The sequence below is a fragment of the Streptomyces sp. SAS_272 genome, assembly GCF_052543235.1.
Map to the genome: position 1 here is coordinate 20,840 of NZ_JBMNDR010000078.1, position 24,008 is coordinate 44,847.

The following is a 24,008-nucleotide window of genomic DNA, read 5'->3' on the forward strand; positions in this document are numbered from 1 at the left end:
CGATCTCCCCCTTCCGCGCGTGCCGTACCGCTACAGCACCTTGGACAGGAACGCCTGCGTCCGCTCGTGCTGCGGGTTGGTCAGGACGTCGCGCGGGTTGCCCGACTCGACGACCACGCCGCCGTCCATGAAGACCAGGCTGTCGCCGACCTCGCGGGCGAAGCCCATCTCGTGCGTGACGACGACCATCGTCATGCCGGACTCGGCGAGGTCGCGCATGACGTCGAGGACGTCGCCGACCAGCTCCGGGTCGAGCGCCGAGGTCGGCTCGTCGAACAGCATCAGCTTCGGGTCCATCGCCAGCGCCCGGGCGATCGCCACGCGCTGCTGCTGGCCGCCGGAGAGCTGCGCGGGGTAGCTCCCGGCCTTGTCGGCGAGGCCGACCCGGTCCAGGAGTTCCCTCGCCCGCTCCTTGGCCTGAGCCTTGCTGAGGCCCTTGACCTGGACCGGGGCCTCGATCACGTTCTCCGCCGCCGTCATGTGCGGGAACAGGTTGAACCGCTGGAACACCATGCCGATGTCCCTGCGCTTCAGCGCGACCTCGCTGTCCTTGAGCTCGTACAGCTTGTCGCCCTTCTGGCGGTAGCCCACCAGGTCCCCGTCGACGTACAGCCGGCCGGCGTTGATCTTCTCGAGGTGATTGATGCACCTCAGGAACGTCGACTTGCCGGAGCCGGACGGGCCGATGAGGCAGAACACCTCGCCGTTCTTGACCTCCAGGTCGATGCCCTTGAGGACCTCGACCGCGCCGAAGGACTTGTGGACGCCCTCGGACTTCACCATCGCGGTCATGCCGCACCCCTTTCGCGGCCGATCGAGAACAGGTTCGCCCGGATCTTCTGGAAGACCGTGGGCGGCAGGCTACGGCTCGAACCGCGGGCGTAGTAGCGCTCCAGGTAGTACTGGAAGACGCTGAAGACGCTGGTCATGACCAGGTACCAGATGGAGGCGACGAACAGCAGCTCCATCACGGCGAACGACGAGGAACCGATCACGGACGTCGAGCGCAGCAGCTCGTTGTACGTCACCACGTACACCAGCGACGAGGTCTTCAGCATGTTGATGAACTCGTTGCCGGTCGGCGGCACGATCACCCGCATCGCCTGCGGGATGACGATCCGGCGCAGCGTCTTGCCGTGGCTCATGCCGAGCGCGTGGGCCGCCTCGGTCTGGCCCTCGTCGACGGCCAGCAGGCCGGCCCGGCAGATCTCGGCCATGTACGCGGCCTCGTTCAGACCCAGGCCGAGCAGGGCGCACATGAACGGCGTCATGACGTCCGTCATCTCGTCCTTGTAGATCGGACCGAGGTTCAGCATCGGGAAGATCAGCGCCAGGTTGAACCACATCAGCAGCTGCACGTACACCGGGGTGCCCCGGAAGAACCAGATGTACAGCCAGGCGACCGTGCTGGTCACCGGGTTCTTCGACAGCCGCATCACGGCCAGCACGACGCCCAGGACGACGCCCAGCACCATGGACAGGATGCTGATCAGCAGGGTGCGCCCGGCGCCCGCGATCACGGTCGAGTCGAACAGCTGGTCGCCGACCGTGTCCCACTGGATGTCGCCGTTGGCGAAGGCGTTCACCAGCAGCGCGAGCAGCGCGATGACGATCACGGCGCTGACCCAGCGGCCGTAGTGGCGCACGGGGATCGCCTTGATGGCCTCCGGCGGCCCGGAGAACGCCGCGTCCTCGGCGACCGGCGGGGTGTCCTCGGGTGGTGCGCCCGCGGAGGACTTGTCGAGCTTGTCAGTCATGGGGACTGCCCTTCGAAGACTTCAGGAGGTGCGGGGTGGATCACTTGCCGCCGTTGATCGCGGCAGCCTTGATCGCGCCGCTCTCGGCGCCCCACTTCTCCAGCACCTTCTGGTAGGAGCCGTCCTTGATGATCGCGTCGACGGCCTCCTTGAGGGCGTCGCGCAGCTGGGTGTTCTTCTTGTCGACGACGATGCCGAACGGGGCGGCCTCGTACTGCTCGTCGAGCACCTCGAAGGTGTTGCCGTTGCCCGCCTTGCGGGCCATGTCCACGGCGACCGGGTAGTCGTTGACGCCGGCCACGGCGCCGCCGGACTTCACGCGGGTCTGGGCCTCGGTGTCGTTCTCGAAGGACTCGATCTTGAGGGCCTTCTTGCCGCTGCCCGTGCACTTCGTGGACTGCGCCTTCAGGGCCTCCTCGTAGGTGGTGCCCCGCTGCACCGCGACCGTCTGACCGCACAGGTCGTCCATGGTCTTGACGCCCTTGGGGTTGCCCTTCTTGACGTAGATGGCCGTGCCCGCGGTGAAGTAGTCGACGAAGTCGACGCCCTCGCCCAGCTTCTTGCCCTTGTCGTCCAGGCCCTCCTGGCGCTGCTTGTTGTCCGTGATGGACGACATGGCGACGTTGTAGCGGCCGGTGTTGACCGCGGTGATCAGGGTGTCGAAGCCGCCCGAGGTGAACTGGAAGTCGACGCCGAGCTGCTTGCCGAGCGCGGCGGCGATGTCCGGGTCGACGCCCACGATCTTGCCGCCCTCGACGGACTCCATGGGGGCGTACTCGGCGTTGGTGCCGACCTTGATGACGCCCGACTTCTGGATCTCGGCCGGGAGCTTCGAGAACAGCGGGGCCTTGTTGGAGCCGCTCGACGACTCGGAGGAGCTTCCGCCGCTCTCGGTCTGGTCCCCGCAGGCGGTGAGCAGCAGGGCGCCCGCGACCGCGAGGGATCCGACCGCTGCCAGGCGGGTGCGCGCGGCGGTCGTGGTTCGGGTGGAGCGTGCGGTCATGGTGGGTTCCTCCGGCGGATGGATGGAGATGCCGATGGGGCGACACAGCCGAGGGGCCGACCATGCCGTTGGGTCGACGAGAACACACACCTTCGGGTGTCGCGACCTCGTGTGATGACGGCATCTTGCCATTCGGACGACGCCATTCAGGGGGGCAGCCATGTCAAAATCGGATAACGGGCGACCCCCGAACCCCATCAGTCCGGTACATCACGACCGGACGGAGCCGGACCATCTGCGGGAATCCCCCGTTCCGGCCGAAAAATCTCCGGTTCCTGCCGTAGGGCGATCACCGCGGTGCGGCGCGTCCGGCGACGTGCTTTCTTGTCAAGGCATTGTCAAGAGGACTCACGGAGCCTGGGTGCGTCCCCCCGCATGAGTCATCTCACTCGTGGCGGCCTCTGTCGAAGGTCCACACACCGAGCGGTGTGACCTTGCACCGAATGGACTCGTCGGCTGTGGTCCCCGTCCGGTAAGAAGGTTCTTCACACCCCTCATCCGGGGCTCAGGGCGCGTGTGCGGCGCGCCCGACGCGCAGACGCCCGTACGCATCACCTCGGCTCTGCGCGATGCCCGCCCACTTCTCAATCAGGAGTGGCCACCCTCAAACCATGCAGACCTAAGGGGTAAGACACAGTGGCAGCGGAGATCGTCAATCCTCGCAGCGAGAGCGCCGACGGAACGGGCCAGGAGGGCGGTGCGGAGCCCCTCGACTCGTTCGACCCGGTGTTCGCGCTGCACCGTGGTGGAAAGATGGCCGTGCAGGCCACCGTCCCGATCCGCGACAAGGACGACCTGTCCCTCGCCTACACGCCCGGCGTCGCTCGCGTGTGCACCGCGATCGCGGAACAGCCGGACCTGGTGAACGACTACACCTGGAAGTCGTCCGTCGTCGCGGTCGTGACCGACGGCACGGCCGTGCTCGGGCTCGGCGACATCGGCCCGGAGGCCTCCCTCCCGGTCATGGAAGGCAAGGCGATCCTGTTCAAGCAGTTCGGCGGTGTCGACGCGGTTCCGATCGCGCTCGCCTGCACGGACGTGGACGAGATCGTCGAGACGGTGGTGCGCCTCGCGCCCTCGTTCGGCGGAGTCAACCTGGAGGACATCTCGGCGCCGCGGTGCTTCGAGATCGAGCGCCGGCTCCAGGAAGAGCTCGACATCCCGATCTTCCACGACGACCAGCACGGCACGGCGATCGTGACGCTGGCGGCGCTGCGCAACGCGGCGCGGCTGAGCGGGCGCGGCATCGGCGAGCTGCGGGCGGTCATCTCGGGCGCCGGGGCGGCCGGCGTCGCCATCGCCAGGATGCTCATCGAGGCGGGCATCGGGGACGTCGCGGTCGCCGACCGCAAGGGCATCGTCTCCGCGGACCGGAGCGACCTGACCGACGTCAAGCGCGAGCTGGCCGGATTCACCAACAAGGCCGGGCTGAGCGGTTCGCTCGAGCACGCGCTGGCCGGCGCCGACGTGTTCATCGGCGTCTCCGGCGGCACGGTGGCCGAGGAGGCGGTGGCCTCGATGGCCAAGGGCGCGTTCGTCTTCGCCATGGCCAACCCGAACCCCGAGGTGCACCCGGACGTCGCCCACAAGTACGCGGCCGTCGTCGCCACCGGGCGGTCGGACTTCCCGAACCAGATCAACAACGTGCTGGCGTTCCCGGGGATCTTCGCCGGCGCGCTGCAGGTGCGGGCTTCGCGGATCACCGAGGGCATGAAGCTCGCGGCGGCCGAGGCGCTGGCGGGCGTCGTCGGCGACGATCTCGCGGCGGACTACGTGATTCCCTCGCCGTTCGACGAGCGGGTCGCTCCCGCGGTGACGGCGGCGGTTGCCGCGGCTGCTCGGGCCGAAGGGGTTGCTCGTCGCTGACGTGCGCCTGCGAATGGTCCCGTCCGGGTGGGCGGGGCCATTTTGTTTTGGCCCACCCGCCCGCCCGTTCGGGTGATGGCGAGGGCGCCGTCCCCGGGGCTGCCGCCCCTGGACCCCCGCTTCGGCCCTGAACGGGCCTCGTCCTCAATCGCCGGCCGGTGCCGGGAGGTGTGCGGGGGCTGCGCTGGGGCGGGACTGGCGGGCGGGTGGGGACGGCTGGCCGGGGCTGGGGGCGGGTTGTCGGGCGGGCTGGGATCGTGGCCGTGTTCGTGGGTGGGAGCGCAAGAGGGCATGTGTCACAGTGCCGTCCGGTTTCGCTTGCCGCCGCCGGACCCTAGGGTCGGTTGCATGTTCGCCGTCTACGCCGCCCGCATCGACCGTGACCAGCCGCTTTCCGGACTGGAGTTGGGGGAGCGTCCGGCTCCCGAGGCCCGGCCCGGCTGGAGCACCGTCGACGTCAGGGCCGCCTCCCTCAACCATCACGATCTCTGGTCCCTCAAGGGCGTCGGCCTCCCGGAAGGCCGGCTGCCGATGATCCTCGGTTGTGACGCCGCCGGCGTCGACCAGGACGGCAACGAGGTCGTCCTGCACTCCGTCATCGGGCAGACGGGGCACGGCGTCGGGCCCGACGAGCCGCGCTCGATCCTCACCGAGCGCTACCAGGGCACCTTCGCCGAGCAGGTCGCCGTGCCGACCTGGAACATCCTGCCCAAGCCGAAGGAGCTCTCCTTCGAGGAGGCCGCCTGTCTGCCCACGGCCTGGCTGACGGCGTACCGGATGCTCTTCACCAACGCCGGTGTGCGTCCCGGCGACTCCGTTCTCGTCCAGGGCGCCGGCGGCGGCGTCGCCACGGCGGCCATCGTGCTGGGCCGGGCGGCCGGGCTGCGGGTCTTCGCCACCAGCAGGGACGAGGCCAAGCGCAAGCGGGCCCTGGAGCTGGGCGCCGTCGAGGCGGTGGAGCCGGGTGCGCGGCTGCCGCAGCGGGTGGACGCCGTCATCGAGACCGTGGGCGCGGCGACCTGGTCGCACTCGGTGAAGTCCCTGCGGCCCGGCGGCACGCTCGTCATCTCCGGCGCCACGAGCGGCGACCGTCCCTCGCACGCCGAGCTGACCCGCATCTTCTTCCTCGAGCTGAAGGTCGTCGGCTCCACGATGGGCTCGAAGGACGAACTGGAGGACCTGCTGTCCTTCTGCGCGGCCACGGGCGTCCGCCCCGTCATCGACGAGACGCTGCCGCTCGACCGGGCCCGCGAGGGGTTCGAGCGGCTCGCGTCCGGCGACCTGTTCGGCAAGATCGTGCTCACCGGCGGCTGAGCGTCGGCAGCCGGGGCGAACGGGCGGGTCCGGGGAGTCCGGGCCCGCCTTTCGCATGCCGGTTGTGTCAATCGTGGTTGACACCGGCCAGCTGTCAACGTAGGTTGACGGTCATGACCGAAGCGACGGATCTCGCCGAGCGCGCCGGCGACCGCGATCCACGGATCGGACTGCGCGCCGTAGCGGCACTGCGCCGACTGCTGGAGCAGTTGGAGGCGGTGCAGGTGCGCAGTGCGCGCAACCAGGGCTGGTCGTGGCAGGAGATCGCCGCGGAGCTCGGCGTCAGCAGGCAGGCCGTGCACAAGAAGTACGGGAGGCAGTGATGTTCGAGCGATTCACCGAAGACGCCCGTGCGGTGGTCGAGGGCGCCGTGGGGCACGCCGAACGGGAGGGCGCGACACGGGTCGAGGAGGCGCACGTCCTGCTGTCCCTCCTCGACCGCGAGGGCAGTCGCGGTTCCTTCGCGCTGGCCTCGCTCGGTCTGCCGCCCGGCGGCCGGGCGGGGCTGGTGCGGGATGTGGACGAGACGCGCCGCCGCGGCGGACTCTCCCGGGCCGACGCGGACGCTCTGTCCGGCCTGGGCATCGACCTGGCGGAGATCGTGTCCAGGGTGGAGGAGACGCACGGCGAAGGCGCGCTGGCCGCGGCCGGCCGGGGCGGCCTTTTCGGGGGACGGTCCGGGCGGCGGCCGTTCGGCCGTGGCGCCAAGGACCTCCTCACCGGGACCCTGCGGGTGGCCGTCGCCCACGGCGAACGGCACATCGGCGACGAGCACCTGCTGCTCGCCCTGACCGCCCGCCGCGGTGTCCCCTCGGAGATCCTCGCCGACCACGGCGTCACCCACGCGTCCCTGACCCGGGTGCTCTACGGCGACAGGGAGCGAGGAGGTGAGCCCGGCGCCGAGCCCGGCGCCGAGGCCGGGAGCGCGGCCGGCTGAGGCCACCGTCAGCCGTCAGCCGTCAGCCGTCAGCCGTCAGCCGTCAGCCGTCAGCCGTCAGCCGTCAGCCGTCAGCCGCCAGCCGCCAGCCGGCGGCCGGCGGCCGTCATCCGAACGGCCGACGGCCGTCACGCCTTGGGGGACCGGAGGATCACCCCGATGTGAGCCGCCGCCGTGGACAGGTGGCGGCGCGCCTCGCGGAGTTGGTCCGCTGTGACGCCGTGGTCGCGGGCCGCGTCCCGGATGTCGTCGCGGAAGCGGTCCAGGAGGCGGTCCAGGTCGCGGGCCGGGTCGCCGCCGGCGTCCTCATGGGCCCAGACCGGCTCGTACGCGGCGGGGAAGCCCTCCGGAGCGGCGGAGCAGTCCGGGGTGCCGGAGTGGTCCGGGGCGCCGGGGTGGTCCGGGGCGCCGGGGTGGTCCTGGGCGGGGGAGTGGTCCGGCGTGTCGGCGGGTTGCGGATGCGTGGTCGTCTTCCGGCCCGTCGTGCTGCCGGTGCTGCCGGTGCTGCCGGTGCTGCCGGTGCTTCCGGGGCGACCGAAGCCGAAGTCCCTGCCGTACTCCCGTCCGAAGTCCTTGCCGAACTCACCGAACTCCTTGGCCAGTTCGGTCAGGCCCTCGCGGACGCCCGTCGGCCAGTCGCCCCGGGCGAAGTGGTCCTGGACCTGTTCCTGCACCCGGCGGGCGATGCGCTGCACCTCTTCCTGAGCCTGGCTGCGGGCGGTTTCCTGTGCCTCCTTGGCCTGGCGGCGGGCCCGCTGGGCCTCCTCGCGGGCGCGGCGGCTCTCGTCCTTCGCCCGGCGCGCCTGCTCCTTCCACTCCTGCTTGACGCGGCGCATCTCCTCCTTGGCGGCGCGCCACGCCTCCTTGTCGCCGTACTCGCCGTACTCGCCGTACTCGCCGTTGTCACCGTTCTCGCCACGGGTTGCGTGGGTTGCGTGGTCGCCGGGCTCCGCTGCCTTCGGGCGGCCGGCGCCCTGGCGGGCCTCGGAGGCCGCCGCCCGCATCTCGCGACGCAGATCGCCCGCCGCCCCGCGCACGTCGGCACGGATCTCCGCGGCCAGTTCGGCCACCGAATCGCGGATCTCCAGCTCGAGATCGGCCAGTTCGCCGCTGCGGTCCGCGAGTTCGGCACGGCCCGCGTCGGTGATCGCGTACACCTTGCGGCCGCCCTCGGTGGTGTGGGTGACCAGACCCTCGGCCTCCAGCTTGGCCAGCCGCGGGTACACCGTGCCCGCCGAGGGCGCGTAGAGGCCCTGGAAGCGCTCCTCCAGGAGGCGGATCACCTCGTAGCCGTGGCGGGGCGCCTCGTCCAGCAGCTTCAGCAGGTAGAGGCGGAGACGGCCGTGGGCGAAGACGGGAGGCATGTCAGAACACCTTCTTGTCGGTCGTGCTGTCGGCCGGGTCGCCCGAGGGGGCCTCGCCGCCCGGGCCGGAAACGGCATGGTCCCCCGGGTGGGAGGACGCGCCGGTGTGCTCCTGCGGCCCCCGGTCCGCCCTTCGCGCCTCCGTGCGCCCGTCCTCCCCGGTGTGCGCCGTCGCGTGTTCCTTCGCGGGCCCCGTCGCGTCCGCCGTGTCTGCCGCGTCCTCCGTCGGAGGCCTCCTGAGGAGGGCGATCGAGCCGGAGATCGTGGTCGCCCTGAGCTTGCCGTTGCCCGCGCCCAGCCGGCCGGTGATGCGCTTGGCGCCCCACTGGCCGCTGACCCGCAGGTCCTCGAAGGCATTGGAGACCGAGCCGCTCGCGGTGTTCGCCTCCACCTGGGCGTCGGCCGGATGGGGCAGCCGGATGGCGATCTCGCCCGAGACGCTGGTCAGGTCGATCCGTGTGGGGCGGCTCGCGGGGTCGAGGTCGACGATCATCGACCCGCTCACGGAGTCGGCCTTCACGGAGGAGCCGGCCTCGACCACGGTCAGGTCCCCGGAGACGGAGTTGAAGCGCAGGTCGCCGGTGAGGGCCTGCGCCTCGACGCTGCCCGAGACGGTGTCGGCGCGCACCGGGCCGGCGAGGCCGACCAGGGTGGTGTCCCCGTTGACGCCCTTCACCTCGGCGTGGCCGTCGATGCCGGAGACCACCGCTGCGGCGCTCACCACCCCGACCTCCACCCGGGTGCCGGCCGGCACGGCGAGCGAGACGACGGCCCTGCGCCGCCAGCCCTTGCGGTCGAGCCACTTGAGGAAGCCCTTCCAGGGCAGGTCCTCATAGGCCACGGTCAGGGTCCCGTCGCGGTGGCTGACCACCAGCGGCGGGCCGTCGACCTCGGAGACCTCCAGGCGGGCGGGGCCTTCGTCGGTGCCCACCACGTTCACGGCGCCTTCGACGATGCGCACGTGCAGTTCGCTCACGGGCTCGTCGAAGGAGAGTTTCCTCGGTTCGGCGACGGACCACTCGGACATGGTGCGGACCTCCTTGCACGGCACACGGCGCGACGCGCCATATCGCGTCTCCCGTCAAACACGATATATCGCGGCCGTCGAAAGTCAAGAAAAGAAAAAAGGGGCGTCCCGGACGCCCCCTCCCGCGCGGTCGGCCGCCGGGCCGCCGTGCACCGCCTACTCGTCGTCCTCGTCGTCGTCCAGCCGCGCCAGCCATGTCGCCAGCCGCTCCACCGGCACCTCGAAGTCCGGGTTCAGGTCGACGAACGTCCTCAGCTGCTCGGCGAGCCACTCGAAGGTGACCTCCTCCTCGCCGCGCCGCTTCTCGAGTTCCTCGATTCCGCGATCGGTGAAGTACATGGAACGTGCTCCGTGGGTCGGTCGCAGGGGTAGGGGTCCTCCGTCGGGGGAAGGACCCTTGTTCCTGCGAGGGGAGAAGTGCTCCGCTCTCCGGTGGGGGAGGGGACAGGAAAAGGATAGGCGCAGGGGGGCGCAGGCCTGCGGGCCGCCGGACCTCCGCGCGGACGGAGCCCGCTGTCGGCCTGCGCACGCGCGGGAGGGCAGGAGGGACTGGGGGAACGGGGGAGTGGCATGAGCGGTGAGGACGTGACACGGGTGGCGCGCGTCGCGCTGCCGGACGGGACGCCCGTCTGGGCACGGATCTCGGGCGCCGGAGAGCTGACCGCGCCCTCCGGGCGGCTGTCGTACAGCGACACCGGGTTCGCCGAACGGGTGGAGGCGAGCGTGGAGAGCCTGCACGCGCTCGTCACGGGGGTCGCGCGGTCGCTGGCGGAGCCGCTGCGGGCGGTGCGGCCGGACGAGGTGAGCGTCGAGTTCGGCATCGAGCTGACCGCCAAGGCCGGGAAGGTCGTCGGCCTGCTGGCCGACGGCGAGGCCAAGGCCGCCATCACGGTCACCCTGACCTGGAACAGCGGCCCCCCCGACCTCGACGCACCGCCTGCCGGCACGGCCTCCGGCGCGGACGCCGGCGCGGACTCGGGCAGCGGCGCCGGCACTGCCTCCCGCGCGCGTGACGGCTCCTGGACCGGTGCGCCGACCGCACCGGCTCCCCCCGCCTCACCTCGGCCCCCGGCCTCGCCGCCCTCGCCCCCCGCCGCACCCCCGCCCCCCGCCGCACCCTCCTCGCCTTCGCCCCCCGCCGTACCCCCGCCGCCGGTCTCACCGCCCTCACCGGATGCGTCCCTCGCCGACGGGGGGCGGCGCGCGGGCGCGTCCCCCGGCGCGCCGATGCACAGGGGGGCCGACGACGCCGTCGGCGGGGGCGGAGCATGACGGGCGGACACGCCCCGGGCGCATCGAACGCGTTCGATGCGGCCCGCCGTGCGCTGCGTGGACTCGTCGTGGCGGCCACCGTGCGCATTCATCGCCCGGTGGTCGGGTATGCCCTGGACGAGCCCGGGACGTTCCTCGGTAGCGGCTTCTTCGTCGCTCCCAACTGGGTTCTGACCTGCGCACATGTGGCCTGCGGCGGGGAGGGGGGCAAGGTTGCCGTGGTGTATGAGACGGCTCCGGGACGGGGCGCCTCGACCGCGCCCGGCAGGGTGGTGGCGACGCTGCCCGAGCGCGCCGAGCGGACCGCGTCCGCCGGCAACTGGCCGGCCCCGGACCTGGCCTTGGTCCAGCTGACCGAGCCGGTCGACGACCACGAGTGCGTGTACGTCTCCGAGCGTCCGGCGGCGTACTACGGCGAAGGCCGGGTGCTGTACGCGGGCTGGACCGAGAACGAGGGCCGCTTACAGGTCCTGGACGGCACGCTCACGGTGCAGGGGACGATCGGCGGCTGGTCCTCGGACGTGCAGATGCGGCTGGGCGACAACGACCTGCCCTACGGCGTCTCGGGCGGTCCGGTGATCGACCCGGTGCGCGGCGAGGTGATCGGCGTCCTGAAGGCGCGCTCGGACCACCGGCCCGGCGGCACCTCCACCGGGATCGAGCAGCTGCGCACCCTGCGGGTGCCCGCGGAGGCGGTGCCGGCCGAGCACAGCGATCTCTATCAGGCGGTCTTCCACGCCCATGACCGCTACCACCGGGACCGGCAGCGCCACCCGGCCTCCCGGCGGCAGACCTGGACCGACGTGCAGGGCAGGCTGGGCGCCCGTCCTGGCCGCACCCTCAGCCCGGACGAGCGGATCCAGCTGCTGGGCCGGCTCGCCGAGCTCCCGCCGCCCGAGAGCACCCGCGGCCTGCTGGACATCCTCGACTCCCTGCCCGACCTCCAGGGTCCCGTTCCGCTGCCCGCGCCGCGCGGCTGGCGCGACGGTCTCGGCGCGCTGTACGAGAGCGCGAGCGACGACGGGGCGCTGGAGCTGGTGCTCGACTACGCGATGCGGGCGATGTCCGCGCCGCGCCCGTTCGTCGTGCCCAGCACCCCGGACGCGGAGAAGGCCCTGTGGGTCTGGGTCTGGCAGGCCGCGCAGCGGCTGAGCGCCCGCTACCGGTCCGGCCTCGCCGAGCAGCGGATCGCGCGGCTGCGCCGACGGGACGGGGCGGAGCGCGACGCCCCCGACACGGTCTCCCAAGGCGGGCACACCGGCGACGCTCCCGGAGGGCGCGGGCGCGACCGTCGGCGCGGGCAGGCCGCACGCGCCCGTGCCCGTGACCGTGCCCCGGGCAGCGTGGCGCGGCCCTCCGTCCTGCTCGAGCTGGTGCGGCGCGGCTGGGAGCCGGACCGCTGCGACTGGTCGGTCTGCGTGACCGCCCCCGGCGGTGAGGCGGTACGGCTGCACGAGGCCGAGCGCACGCCGCTGGCCGAGCTGCCCGGCCGCCTCGCCGGACCGCTCGCGGAGGCCTTCCGCCACTGCGACGAGCCCGGCAGGCCGGCGCTGCTCCAGGTGGCGCTGCCCCAGGCGTTGCTCGGCCTCGAGGTGGACGCCTGGCAACTCCCGCCCGACGACGTGCCGTTGGGCGCCCTGCGGCCCGTCGTCGTGCGCTGCGCGGACCGTGACCGGCTGTCCGACGAGGCGTCAGGGGCGTACGACGCGGCCGGCTGCGACGCCGGAGGCCACTGGCGCGCCCCGCAGGCCCCGGTGGCCCCGGAAGATCCGGAGGACCCCGGAGACGCCGGCGAGAACGGCGGTCGCGGCGAGAACGACGGTCGCGGCGAGGACGACGGTCAGGCCGATGAGTACGGCGACGACGTGTACGGCGAAGCGGGTTACGGCGACGAGGACGTGGACGCGGAGCGCCGGGCCCGCTGGCGCTGGCTGCACGCGCACCGGGCGCGGGCCGAAGTCCTGGACTGCGAAGAGGGGTTGCGCAAACCCGTGCCGACCGTGGAGCAGTTGCGCGCCCTGTCGCACGGCACCGTCCCGGTGCTCTGCCGCTACGGCGACCTCCGTTACGAGGACGACGCGGAGGCGCTCGCCCGGATCGTGCTCGGCGGCTACGGCGTGGCCCTGTGGCGCCGGCGGCGCGGACGGTCGGACGCCGTCTGCGGAGAGTTCCACCGCGGCACGATCGACGAGATCGCCGAACCGCCCACCGCGCAGCACCTTCCCGAGGCCGTGCACGATCTCCGGGTGCGGCTGCGCGAGGGCCGTACGGAGTCCTTCTGGGCCGACGGCGTGGCCCTGTTGTACGACGACCCCCACCAGCCCCTCCCCGGAACGGGTGACCTGCTGGAGGCCCCTTGAGCCACCCGTCCGCGGGGCCGGCCGGCCCCTTACCAGGCACCCCCAGGATGGATAACGTGATGCACGTTCGGACCGCCGCGGCAGTGGACGAGTGACGAGGACCGGATCATGACCGAATCCAGTGAGTGGCTCATCTACCGAGGCGCCGGCGAACCGCACGACGGGATCGAGCGGCTGCCCGATCCTCCTCCGTGGCGGGACTTCACCAGCCGGGACGCGGCGGGGTCGGGCGACGGCTCCCAGGACCGCAGGCTCGGCGCGCACCGGCATCTGGCGGAACTGCACCGGCCGGGCGCCGAGGAGCTGGAGATGATCAACGCGGCGCTGTATCTGCGCCGTCCGCTGCTCGTCACCGGCAGCCCCGGCGCGGGCAAGAGCACCCTCGCACACTCGGTGGCGTACGAACTCGGACTCGGCAACGTGCTGCGCTGGTCCATCGTCAGCCGTTCCGCCCTGCAGGACGGGCTGTACCACTACGACGCCATAGCCCGGCTCCAGGACGTGCAGATCGCCGCGCAGGGCGGGTTCGGGTCGGCGGCCGGCTCGCCGGGCGCGGTCGAGGGCATCGGCAGCTACATCCGGCTGGGGCCGCTCGGCACCGCCCTGCTGCCCTCCGACACGCCGCGCGTGCTGCTCATCGACGAGCTGGACAAGAGCGACATCGACCTGCCCAACGACCTGCTGAACGTCCTGGAGGAGGGCGAGTTCGCGATACCCGAGCTGGAGCGGATCGCCGACCGGCTGCCGGACGGCGAGGCGGAGGTGCTGACCGCCGACGGCGTGAAGGTGCGGGTGCGCGACGGCCGGGTGCGCTGCCGCGCCTTCCCGTTCGTCGTGCTCACCAGCAACGGCGAGCGCGACTTCCCGGCCCCGCTGATGCGCCGGTGCATCCACCTGGAGCTGGGGCGCCCCGACCACAACCGGCTCGCCACCTTCGTCCGCGCGCATCTCGGCGACGAGGCGGCCCGCGCGGGGGACGATCTGATCACCCGGTTCCTGGAGCGGTCGCGCAGTGAACTCCTCGCCGCGGACCAGCTGCTGAACGCGATCTACCTCACCGACGCGGCCGCGCCGCCCAGTCGTGACCGGCTGGCCGACCTGCTCATCCAGCGACTCGACCGCCCGAGGTGAGGGCCTGATGCCCGACGCAGCGGCCCGTCACGGCCCCGTCCCGCCCGACGACCGGCGCCAGGACCACCACGACGACCCCTCGGCCTCCCGGGCCCGGGTCCCGGCCTCGTCCCGGGCCGCCCCGGACGGGGGCGACCCGCTCGCCGAGCTGGTCGCGCGACTGCGCGGGGCGGGGCTCGATCCCGACGTGGAGCAGTTGTGCGACGCGCTGTGGCTGGCGCGGTGGACCCGGCCGGTGGACGTGCCCGAACCGGAGGAACCGCATGCCGAGGCCGGCGACAGGCCGGCGTTCCGGCGTGACGGCGGTCGGGGCGGGGGCCCGGACGGAGGGGCGCGGGGGGCCCGGCCCGAGCGCACGGAGCCGCCCCCGCAGGAGGTGGGCGCCGGCGGCCGCGTGAGCCTGTACCCGGTGCCCCAGGACGGAGGGCAGCGCGCGCGTGGCGCGGGCCGTGCCGCCGCGCTCCCGGTGGGCGTGCCCGCCGCCCCCGCCCTGCCCGCCCCGCTCGAACTCCAGCGCGCGCTGCGGCGGTTGCAGCGCTACCGCAGTCCGGCGCCGCCGCTGCGCATGCGGCTCGACGAGACGGCGACGGCGGAGCGCAGCGCACAGGCGGGCGGCCTCATCATGCCGGTCCACCGTGCCGTCGTCCGCGGCGACGCCCGGCTCCAGCTGGTCCTGGACGCCTCGTCGTCGATGCGGGTGTGGGACCGGCTCTTCCTCGAACTGGAGCAGGTGTTCGGCCAGTTGGGGGCCTTCTCGGACATCAGGGTCAGTCATCTGCACCAGGGCCCCGACGGTGCTCCCGCCGTCAGCCGCAGCCCCGACGTGTACGCGGCGCCGCTGCACTCCACGGACCGGCTCAGCGACCCCACCGGCCGCCGGATCGTGCTCTTGGTCAGCGACTGCGCGGGCCCGCTGTGGCACAGCGGCCAGGCGCACCGGCTGCTGCACCACCTCTCCCGGCAGGGTCCGGTCGCCGTACTCCAGCCGCTTCCGCAGCGCCTGTGGAACCGGACCCGACTGCCCGTGGTCTTCTGCGAGTTGAGCCGGGGCGAGACCTTGGGCGGGGCGGCGGCACTAAGGGTGCGCACGCCGTCCGGCGTTCCGGCGGAGACCCGCCGCGGGGCGCTGCCGGTGCCGGTGCTGCCGCCCGAACCGGTGGCCCTCGGCGCCTGGGCCAGGCTGTTGTCCGGGGCCGGCGCCGGGCCCGTGCCGGGCGCCGTGGGCTGGGTGCGCGCGGACCAGCCGCCCGCCCCCGCCGGACGCGCCGACCGGCGGCGCACACCGTTCGAGCGGGTCAGCAGGTTCAGCTCCAGCGCCTCCCCGGCCGCCGGACGGCTCGCCGTGTACCTGGCCGCCGCGCCCCTGTGCCTGCCGGTCATGCAGCTCGTCCAGCGCACGATGCTGCCCGACTCGGGACCGTCCGAGCTGGCGGAGGTCCTGGTCGGCGGTCTGCTCACGCGCGAGTCGGAGGAGTACGCCGACGACGGGGCCCAGTGGTACCGCATCGATCCGGACGTGCGCGACGCCCTGCTGTCCCGGCTGGGCCGCGACGAGGCCATGCTGGTGCTCAAGCACTGCTCGGAGTACATCGAGCAGCGCTTCGGCAAGGGCGGTCCCAACTTCCCGGCGCTGGCCCTCGCCCAGCTCGGCGACGGAGGCGCGGGCCGCCCCTACGCGCCCGCCGCCGGCGCCGCGGACCGCGCCGGGCGGGCCGACCACGGGGACGGCGGCGGCAACGGCGACGAGGCGCCCGTGCCGCAGCCCTTCGCCGAGGTCGCCGCGCGCGTGCTGCGACGGTTCATGCCGCTGCCCGAGCAGTTCGAGACGCCCGGCGGCCGCGCCGGCCCGGGGCGTCCCGAGGAGCGGCCGACGCACCAGGCGGTCCGCCGGGCCCGCACGCTGATCGAGCGTTTCGACCGCGAGGGCATGATCCAGGACGTCATCGACGCGGTGCAGCTGCTGCGCGGCGCCACCGAGCACGAGCGGCCCGCCGGGGCGGACCCCGAGCTGTGGGCCGAGTACGCGCACTGCACGCTGCGCCTGTGGGAGGTGCAGGGCGGCGACGATCTGCTGCAGGAGGCGGAGGCGGCCGCGGAGCGCGCCGCGGCGCACCCGGGTCGGCTGCACGAACGGGCCGTCCTGGCGCGGGTGCTGCACGCCGCGGCGACCGACCGCAGACGCCGCGGCGACCCGGCCGGCGCCCTGGACCTGCTGCGCCGCGCCGACCGCGAGTACGCCGTCGCCTGCGCGGCGCCCGACCTCGACCACCGTCAGGCCCTCGGACTCACCCTGGAGCGGGTGCGCGCCCTGGAGGCGCAGTGGCGGCTCGGCGGGGACAGCGCGCTGCTCCAGGGCGCGGTCGGCATGCTGGAGGCCTTCGCCGACGTCTGGCCCGACCGCCGGCAGCGACCGCCCGAACTCCCCCTGGAGCACGGCCGGATCCTGCTGCGTCTGTCCGGCGCCACCGCCGACCCCGTGCAGGCCCGCCTCTACGCCGAGCAGGGCGCGCAGTCGCTGCGCACCGCCCTCGACACCGGGGAGGAGCCCGACACCGCGGAGTCGGCACGCGCGCGGGTGCGCGTCCTGCTCGACCTGGTCGACGCCCTGCTCCGGGCGGGCGGTCCGCTGGACGACGCCCAGGCCCGCGTCGACGAGGCCCTCGCCCTGGTGCGCGAACAGGGCCGGCGGGCGGCGCTGCTGGCGCGGGCGGGCCGGATCGCCGTCGCCCGCCACCGGGAGTCGGGCGATCCGGCGGAGCTGGAGACGGCCGCCGACCGCTTCGCGCAGGCCGCCCAGCGCATGTCCCGCGACGCGCCCGCGCACGCCGACGTCCTCGCCGAGTGGGGCGAGGCGCTGCTGCGGCTGGCGGGACTGCAGTCCGGGGCGCGGGCCCAGGGCACGCTCTCCCGGGCGATCCGCGTGCTGCGGGACTGCCGGATGGAGACCCCGGCGGGCAGCGCGCAGGTCGCCCTGCGGCTGCTGCTGCTCGGCCGTGCGCTGATGCTGCGCTACCGGGGCCGCGGGGACCGCGTCGACCTGCGCGAGGCCGAGCACCTCTTCGGGCTCGCCGCCGCCGACGCGGCGGACCCGCTGCTGGCCTCCCGGTGCCGTCTGGAACTCGGCCAGGTCCAGTTCGAGGCCTACCGCAGCCTGCGCCGCCCGGCCCGTCTGGACCTGGCGGTGGACGCCTTCCGCGACGCGGCGGAGTCGGCCCGGGAGGCCGAGGGGGCGGCCACCACGGAGCGCGGACGGCACGAGGCCGTCCGGACGGGTGCGCAGGCGCACCACTGGCGGGGTATGTCCTATGAGGCGGCCTCGCGGCCACGGGCCGCCCGGGAGGCCTACCGGGCCGCCCGGACGGAGTGGTCGCGGCTGCCGGAGGGCAGCCTGGTGGCCGACGGGCCGACGTCCGCCGCGACGGCGGAGCGGCTGGCCGCACTGGAGCGTGTGACGTGAGCCGAGCGGGTTGGGGAGGAACGGGCATGGACGTACGGGGCGAGTCCGTGGCGGAGACGGCCGCGCGGGACTTCGGCGCGGGTGAGCCCGGAGCGGGCGGCCCGCTGCCGGACCTGCTGGCGCTGGACCTCGCGGAGTTGCGGACGATCGGGCATCCGGTGCTGCGGGAGGTGGTGGAGGACCTGCGGGAGCGGGCGGGGAAGTCGAGCGAGACGCTGTGGGGGTTCGACTCGGTGCTCTGACGGTTTCCGCCGACACCCCCCTTACAGGACACATTCGATCGTCCGGAAGTCGAATCCGGTCTCATGTGCGCGCGACTCGGACAAGTTCGGTCAGGCGGGGTTTGTGTCCGCGGTGCACACGGGCATGCGCCCCGTGCGGCGCTCGCGCCGCGGAGCGGGGGACACGGCAGCGCGGGCCGAAGCCGGCCGCAGGGCTGCCACCGGGCTGCCCTACGGCAGCCGCAGGGCCGCTTCAGGGCAGCCGCAGGGCATGGGGGTGCTGGATGTCCGGACAGGCCTTCCGGCAGTTCATCGTGAAGATGCACGGCCGCTGCAACCTCGCCTGCACGTACTGCTACCTCTACGAGGGCCCGGACCGCACCTGGCGCGCCCGCCCCGCCACGGCCGCCCCCGAAGTCCTCGACCGCACCGCGACCCGCATCGCCGAGCACGCCGGCGCCCACGCCCTGACGGACCTCTCCCTCGTCCTGCACGGCGGCGAGCCCCTGCTGGCCGGCGCCGAGACCCTCGCCCGCTTCACCGGCCTGGTCCGCGACCGCGTCCCGGCCGGCTGCACGGTCCACGCCGTCGTCCAGACCAACGCCACCCTGCTCACCGCCCGACGGCTGGCCGTCCTCGCCGACGGCGGCATCCGGATCAGCGTCAGCCTCGACGGAGGGCGGGCCGCGCACAACGCGCGCCGCGTCGACCACGCAGGCCGCCCCTCCTGGCCCGCCGCCGCGCGCGGCGCCCTGCTGGCCGCCGAGCGGGCGCCGTCGGCGTACGCCGGCATCCTCACCGTCGTCGACGCCACGCTGGACCCCGTGGAGACGTACGAGTCCCTCCTCGGCCTGCGCCCACCCGCCCTCAACTTCCTTCTGCCGCACGGCAACTGGTCCGCCCCGCCGCCCCACTGGGCCGGCGTCCGGCACGGGGAGTGGCTGTGCGCCGTCTTCGACCGATGGTGGGACGCCGGCCGCCGGGAGACCCGCGTGCGCCTCTTCGAGGAGTGCCTCGCCCTCCTGCTGGGCATGCCCTCCGCCACCGAGTCCCTGGGCCTCGCTCCCTTCGACGCGGTCGTCGTCGAGACCGACGGGTCGATCGAGCAGACGGACTCGCTCAAGTCCGCGTACGACGGCGCCGCGCACACCGGCCTGGACGTCTTCCGCAACACCTTCGACGACGCGTCGCGACACCCGGCCGTCGCGGCCCGGCAGGCGGGCACGGCGTCCCTCGCGCGGCAGTGCCGCGCCTGCCCCCTGCTCGCGGTCTGCGGGGGCGGTCACTACGCCCACCGCTACCGGGCCGGACACGGCTTCCGCAACCCGTCGGTGTACTGCGCCGACCTCCAGCGCCTGATCCGCCACATCGCCGCCCGGCTCGCCGCGCACACGGCCGTCACCGCCCCTGCCGCCGCCTCCGCCCCTGCCGCCGTCCCCGCGGCCACCGCCCCCCACGACGCGTCCGCCGCCCGCGAGGAGGGCGCTCCGTGATCCGGCCCGCGGTCCCGGAACGCAGCCTCCTGGAACTCGGCCGCACCCGAGGGGGTCCCGACACCCTGGCCCTCCTGGTGCGCGACCAGGACACCCGGCGCCTGCTCCTCCTGCGCGCCGTCCTCGACGCGGCCGAAGCGGCCCACCCGGCGGTCTGCTCCACGGCGCGCAAGGCCCGGCTGCGCGAGGACTGGGCCATGCTCACCGCGGCCGACCGCCCCCGCCCGCCCGCGACCCGTCCCCGCCCGTCCGGTGCGCCGGACGACCGTCCCCACACGCCCGCGGGACACTCCCGCGCGTCCGGCGCGCCGGACGACCGCGCCCACGCGCCCGCAGGTCACCCGAGGCCGTCCGGCGCCGCGCACTCGCCCGCCCGCGCCCGTCTCTTCCATCCGCTGACCGGCCCCTGGGCGCTGAGCTGTCTGCGCGGACTCGACGAGCGCGGCGGCCCCGTGGACGAACACCGCGCCCGCCGCCTCCGCCAGGACCTGGCCCACTTCAGCGCCCTCGCCGCAGTGGCCGCCGCGCGCGCCGGCATCCCCTTCACCGTGCGGCTCACCGCCCGCGCCGGGGTGCTCGCCCTGCCGTCCCTCGGCGCGCTGCACACGGCCACCGGCGCGGACGCCCCCGTCGACGTCGCCCACCGCGACGGGCGGCTGACGCTGCGCGGACCCGACACGCCGGACGTCGTCGTCCACCTGGAGAGCGGGATCGGCGCCTGGTCCGCGGCCCTCGCCTGGACGCCCGTGCGCACCCTGCCCGGCCTGCTGCCCGGTACCGCCCCCCTGCCGCTTGACGACGTCGACCCGTACCGCACCCCGCCCGGCCCCGGCCCGAGCGCCGGCCACCGCACCCCGGCCGGGCCGGCCGTGCTCGACGACACGGACCACAAACGCTGGCTGCAGGCCTGGTCGGGCACCGAGGCCGCGCTGCGCTCCGGCGGCGCGCACCGGGTGGCCGAGGCGGTGGCCCTGCTGCGCTGTCTGGTCCCGCTGGAGAGCCCGCCGGGCGCCGACGGCCGCGACAGCTGCAGCGCGACCCGGCACGAGGCGTTCGGCGCCCTGCTCGCCAGCCCCCCGCAGGACGCCGTCGCCCTCGCCGCCACCCTCGTCCACGAACTCCACCACGCCAAACTCGCCGCCCTGGGAGACCTGGTGACGCTCCATCACGCCGACGCGGCGGCACGCTACTTCGCCCCGTGGAAGACGGGTCCCCGACCGTACGACGCCCTGCTGCAGGGGGTGTACTCCCATCTGGCCCTCGCCGACTGGTTCCAGCACCGGGCACTCGTCGCCGGACCGCCCGACGGCGAGTACGCCTGGTCCCGGCACGCCCGCTACCGCGCCCAGGTGAAGGCGGCGCTGCCGGCGCTCGTCGGCTCGCCCGACCTCACCGTCCGCGGACGCCGGTTCGTCGACGCGATGGCCGCCGCCTACGAACGCATGGCCGAACACCCGGCGCCCCGCAGCCACACCGCCCGGGCCGAGGCCTACGTGAAGGCCGCGCGTGCTTTGTGGACACAGCGTCATACCCCCGCGCTGCCACGCCCGAAAGAATGAGGATGGCCTGCGAGGGGCCGTCCCGTGAGCGAAGATCGTCGGGCCGAGGCGCGCGCGGAAGAGGTCGGCGGACTTACGCGCGCCGCGCCGAGGTCCTAGGATTTCGAGGTACTACGTGCTGGAGGCCGCTGCATGTCTGGAGCTCGTACGCCGGTCGGGGCAACCGGGAGAGGGGCCGCGAGGCAGGCGGTCACGATCCATTTCGCGGGATTCAACCGGGCCTGGGCCGCATGGATCGGAGACCGGCTCGAACGACGCGGCCTGCGCGTGGTGTACCTGCGCTGGGACTCCCCGGCCGAGGTGCCCCTGGTCGATCTGCTGCGCGACCTGGAACTCGCCGAGGGCCGCATCCTCATCGTCGTCAGCGAGTGGTACTTCCAGCTCGGGCCCCGCACGCAGGAGGAGTGGAACGCGGCACTGCGCGAGGTCGTCGCCCCCGACCCGTCCCGGTTCGCCGCCGTCTCCGTGACGACGGCCTCCGTACCGGCGGCGACCGCCGTCCTCGCCCCCGTCGACCTGACCAACATGGGCGCCGACGAGGCCGAGCGCCGCCTGTTCGACCGGCTCGACCTGCCCTTCGAGCCGCAGCCCGACGTCCCCGACGGCGCCCGCCGCGGCCCCCGCTTCCCGGCCGCGATGCCCGAGGTCTGGGGCGGGGTCCCGCGCCGCAACACCCGCTTCACCGGCCGCGAGACGCTGCTCAACGACGCCTACCACCTGCTGCAGGGCGCGGAGCCCGGCGCCGGCGTCGTCACGCTGCACGGCATGTCCGGGGTGGGCAAGACCCAGACGGCCGCCGAGTACGTCTACCGGTTCGGCTCCGAGTACGACGTCGTGTGGTGGGTCAACGCCGAGAAACGCGTCACCTACCGCCGGCTGCTCGCCGAACTCGCCCCGAAACTGGGCCTGCAGACCGGACAGGAGTACGGCGAACGACTGCGCGCCGTCCGTGACTCGCTGCGCCGCGGCGACCCGTACGGACGATGGCTGCTGATCCTCGACGGAGCCGACGAGCCCGACCAGATCTGGGACCTGGTGCCCACCGGCCCCGGCCATGTCATCATCACCTCCCGCAACCCCGAATGGACCGAGCACAACAGCAAGTTGCTGGAGGTGCCCGTCTACGCCCGCGACGAGTCGGTGGCGTTCATCAGGCGCCGCGCGCCACGGCTGTCCGAGGGGGAGGCCGACCAGCTCGCGGACGCGCTGGAGGACCTGCCGCTGCTCCTGGACCAGACGGCGGGCTGGCTGAACGACTCCGACCTGTCGGTGCGCCAGTACATCGCCCTGCTGGACGGCGGCATCGACAACGACGTGGTGAAGGTGTCGGCGGACTTCCCGCTCGCCTTCCAGACCGCCTGGTCGATACTGCTGAACAAGCTCCGCGAGACCGTCCCCGAGTCCGTGGACCTGCTGCGGCTGTGCACCTTCTTCGCCCCCGGCTTCATCCCCGTCCGGCTGCTGCGCGAGATGTCGAGCGACGAACTGCCCGAACAGCTCGCCGGACTGCTCAACGACCCGCTGCTGTGGAACAAGGCGATCAACCAGCTCCGCCAGTACTCCGTCGTCCGTCTGGAGTCCCACGAAGCCGTCGGCGACGAGGGGGCCGGCTCCGGGGAGTCGCTGTACCTGCACCGCATGGTCCACCAGATCGTGCGCAAGGACATGCCGGACGCCGACCGCAAGGAGTTCATCGACGTCGTCCGGCTGGCCCTCGCCGCGGCCGACCCGCGCCGGCCCACCGACCCCGACCTGTGGCCCGGATACGCCGAGATCGTGCCCCACCTGAAGTACGCCGACGTGCTGCAGACGCAGGAACCGACCGTCCAGCGGCTGGTCTTCAACTGCCTGCGCTACATGTACTTCTCCGGCGAGTACGTCGCCGGCATCAAGCTCGGCGAGCGCGCCATGAAGGCCTGGCGCGAACTGCTCGGCCCGACCCACCCCCGGATCTGGGAGCTGACCTACCACTACACCAACCTGCTGAGGGCCGTCGGCGACTACGCCGCCACCGAGGCCCTCAGCCGGGCCGCCTCCGAACATCTCAAGGCGGAGCGCGGCCCACAGGACCTGGAGCATCTGCGGGCCGCCGCCGGCCTCGCCGCCGACCTGCGCGGCCTCGGCCGCTACGACGAGGCGCTGGAACTCTCCCAATGGGTCCTGGTGGCCTACCGCGACCTGCTGGGCGACCAGGACTCGCGCAGCCTCAACTCCCTCAACAACCTCGCCGTCTCCCTCCGGCTGCTCGGCCGCTACCCGGAGGCCCTGGAGCACGACCGGCGGACCATGGAATCGCGCCGCCTGCTCCTGCGGGCCCGCCATCCATGGACCCTCGGCTCCGAGATCTCCTACGCCATCGACCTGCGGCTGCTCGGCCGATACGCGGAGGCCGAGTCCATCCAGGCGAAGAACGTGCGCGAGATCCGGCTCGTCATGGGCCGCGACAACCCCCAGACCCTCAAGGCCGAGCACAACCTCGCCCTGTGCCGCTACCGCCTGGGCGAACGCGACCGCGGCCGCGACCGCGGCACCGAACGCGAGGAGCCCGGGGACCTGCTCTCCAGCGTGCTGGAGCGCGGCGAGCGCGTACTCGGCGAGACCCATCCGCTGACCCTGATCTTCGCGACCGCCCAGAGCTGCTACGCCCGCGAGCACGGCGACATCGACCGGGCCCGCGAGCTCAGCGAGGCCGTCGTCGCGCGGTACGAGGTGATGCTGGGGGACGAGCACCCGTTCGTCGCCGGGGCCCGCGCCAACCAGGCGCTGATCCTGCGCAACGTCGGCGAGCGGGAGGCGGGCCACGTCCTCCTGGAGCAGGCGCTGGCGGCGATGACCGACGCGGTGGGGGAGCACCACCCCTGGACGCTGGGCTGCGCCCTGAACGCCTCCGCCCTGCGCAACATCGTCGGCGACACCGAGAGCGCCGCCGAGCTCAGCCACGACACGGTGGGCCGGGCCGTCGAGACGCTCGGACGCACCCACCCGCTGACCCTGTCGGCGCGCATCGCCCACGCGGCGGACCTGCGCGGACTGCGGGACCGGCGGCAGGCGGAGAAGGTCGAGCAGGAGGCGCTGTCGGACCTCGACGCGACGCTGGGCAGCAAGCATCCGCACACCGTGTCGGCCCGCTCCCGCAACCGGCCCTACTGGGACTTCGAACCCCAGGTCATCTGAGGCCGGCGCCGGCCGGCAGACACACAGATCCACGGCGAAGGGCCCGCCCCCCGCACTGTCCGGGGAGCGGGTC

General features: G+C 73.6%; 18 protein-coding genes. 12 read left to right on the forward strand and 6 right to left on the reverse strand.

Features of this window, described 5'->3' with window-relative positions:
- Positions 1–30: 30 nt before the first annotated feature.
- Genes ACN6LD_RS32860 through ACN6LD_RS32870 form a run of 3 tightly spaced genes read right to left on the reverse strand, consistent with a single transcriptional unit; the run spans position 31 to position 2,760 of the window.
- Entirely contained in the window at positions 31–792 is a 762-nt protein-coding gene (locus ACN6LD_RS32860) for an amino acid ABC transporter ATP-binding protein (RefSeq protein WP_306949334.1), read from the reverse strand.
- Positions 789–1,757, reverse strand: a complete 969-nt coding sequence (locus ACN6LD_RS32865) for an amino acid ABC transporter permease (RefSeq protein ID WP_319197720.1) — start codon at positions 1,755–1,757, stop codon at positions 789–791. Before ACN6LD_RS32865 ends, ACN6LD_RS32860 begins: the two co-directional genes overlap by 4 nt.
- Positions 1,758–1,797: 40 nt before the next feature.
- The gene (locus tag ACN6LD_RS32870; protein ID WP_319197722.1) at positions 1,798–2,760 is read right to left on the reverse strand and encodes an ABC transporter substrate-binding protein; all 963 of its coding nucleotides are present in this window, start codon (positions 2,758–2,760) and stop codon (positions 1,798–1,800) included.
- A 636-nt stretch (positions 2,761–3,396) separates the two neighbouring features.
- On the opposite strand from ACN6LD_RS32870, the gene ACN6LD_RS32875 reads away from it, so the two are divergent.
- The 4 genes from ACN6LD_RS32875 (at position 3,397) to ACN6LD_RS32890 (ending at position 6,877) form a co-directional block, all read left to right on the forward strand.
- Entirely contained in the window at positions 3,397–4,626 is a 1,230-nt protein-coding gene (locus ACN6LD_RS32875; protein WP_319197724.1) for an NAD(P)-dependent malic enzyme, read from the forward strand.
- Between the two features lie 348 nt (positions 4,627–4,974).
- Positions 4,975–5,940, forward strand: a complete 966-nt coding sequence (locus ACN6LD_RS32880) for a zinc-binding dehydrogenase (protein ID WP_319197819.1) — start codon at positions 4,975–4,977, stop codon at positions 5,938–5,940.
- Positions 5,941–6,053: 113 nt separating this feature from the next.
- Positions 6,054–6,263, forward strand: coding sequence for a helix-turn-helix domain-containing protein (locus ACN6LD_RS32885; protein WP_040248424.1), 210 nt, complete (start codon positions 6,054–6,056; stop codon positions 6,261–6,263).
- A complete protein-coding gene (locus tag ACN6LD_RS32890) occupies positions 6,263–6,877 on the forward strand; it encodes a Clp protease N-terminal domain-containing protein (protein ID WP_445045075.1) in 615 nt (204 codons plus the stop codon). The genes ACN6LD_RS32885 and ACN6LD_RS32890 overlap by 1 nt, the downstream gene beginning before the upstream one ends.
- A gap of 128 nt (positions 6,878–7,005) precedes the next feature.
- Here the strand turns inward: ACN6LD_RS32890 and ACN6LD_RS32895 are convergent, their stop codons facing one another.
- The 3 genes from ACN6LD_RS32895 to ACN6LD_RS32905 all read right to left on the reverse strand — a co-directional run bounded on the left by ACN6LD_RS32895 (position 7,006) and on the right by ACN6LD_RS32905 (position 9,607).
- A complete protein-coding gene (locus ACN6LD_RS32895) occupies positions 7,006–8,241 on the reverse strand; it encodes a helix-turn-helix transcriptional regulator (protein WP_445045076.1) in 1,236 nt (411 codons plus the stop codon).
- Between the two features lies 1 nt (position 8,242).
- A complete protein-coding gene (locus ACN6LD_RS32900) occupies positions 8,243–9,268 on the reverse strand; it encodes a DUF4097 family beta strand repeat-containing protein (RefSeq protein ID WP_445045077.1) in 1,026 nt (341 codons plus the stop codon).
- A gap of 156 nt (positions 9,269–9,424) precedes the next feature.
- Positions 9,425–9,607 carry a DUF6104 family protein gene (locus ACN6LD_RS32905; RefSeq protein ID WP_019058231.1) on the reverse strand — a complete coding sequence of 61 codons (183 nt, stop codon included), beginning with the start codon at positions 9,605–9,607 and terminating at the stop codon, positions 9,425–9,427.
- A gap of 231 nt (positions 9,608–9,838) precedes the next feature.
- Between ACN6LD_RS32905 and ACN6LD_RS32910 the strand changes: the two genes are divergently transcribed.
- The 8 genes from ACN6LD_RS32910 to fxsT all read left to right on the forward strand — a co-directional run bounded on the left by ACN6LD_RS32910 (position 9,839) and on the right by fxsT (position 23,935).
- The gene (locus ACN6LD_RS32910) at positions 9,839–10,540 is read left to right on the forward strand and encodes a CU044_2847 family protein (protein ID WP_445045078.1); all 702 of its coding nucleotides are present in this window, start codon (positions 9,839–9,841) and stop codon (positions 10,538–10,540) included.
- Positions 10,537–12,900 (forward strand): VMAP-C domain-containing protein, encoded by a 2,364-nt coding sequence (locus ACN6LD_RS32915; protein ID WP_445045079.1) that lies wholly within the window; start codon positions 10,537–10,539, stop codon positions 12,898–12,900. The genes ACN6LD_RS32910 and ACN6LD_RS32915 overlap by 4 nt, the downstream gene beginning before the upstream one ends.
- A 108-nt stretch (positions 12,901–13,008) precedes the next feature.
- Positions 13,009–14,031, forward strand: a complete 1,023-nt coding sequence (locus ACN6LD_RS32920) for an AAA family ATPase (protein WP_020130728.1) — start codon at positions 13,009–13,011, stop codon at positions 14,029–14,031.
- 7 nt (positions 14,032–14,038) lie between these two features.
- A complete protein-coding gene (locus ACN6LD_RS32925) occupies positions 14,039–17,488 on the forward strand; it encodes an SAV_2336 N-terminal domain-related protein (RefSeq protein ID WP_445045080.1) in 3,450 nt (1,149 codons plus the stop codon).
- Between the two features lie 26 nt (positions 17,489–17,514).
- Positions 17,515–17,730 (forward strand): FxSxx-COOH cyclophane-containing RiPP peptide, encoded by a 216-nt coding sequence (gene fxsA, locus ACN6LD_RS32930; protein WP_445045081.1) that lies wholly within the window; start codon positions 17,515–17,517, stop codon positions 17,728–17,730.
- 263 nt (positions 17,731–17,993) lie between these two features.
- The gene (locus tag ACN6LD_RS32935; RefSeq protein WP_445045082.1) at positions 17,994–19,202 is read left to right on the forward strand and encodes an FxsB family cyclophane-forming radical SAM/SPASM peptide maturase; all 1,209 of its coding nucleotides are present in this window, start codon (positions 17,994–17,996) and stop codon (positions 19,200–19,202) included.
- A complete protein-coding gene (locus ACN6LD_RS32940; protein WP_445045083.1) occupies positions 19,202–20,761 on the forward strand; it encodes an aKG-HExxH-type peptide beta-hydroxylase in 1,560 nt (519 codons plus the stop codon). The genes ACN6LD_RS32935 and ACN6LD_RS32940 overlap by 1 nt, the downstream gene beginning before the upstream one ends.
- 132 nt (positions 20,762–20,893) lie before the next feature.
- Entirely contained in the window at positions 20,894–23,935 is a 3,042-nt protein-coding gene (fxsT, locus tag ACN6LD_RS32945) for an FxSxx-COOH system tetratricopeptide repeat protein (RefSeq protein WP_319197046.1), read from the forward strand.
- The last annotated feature ends 73 nt before the right edge of the window (positions 23,936–24,008 follow it).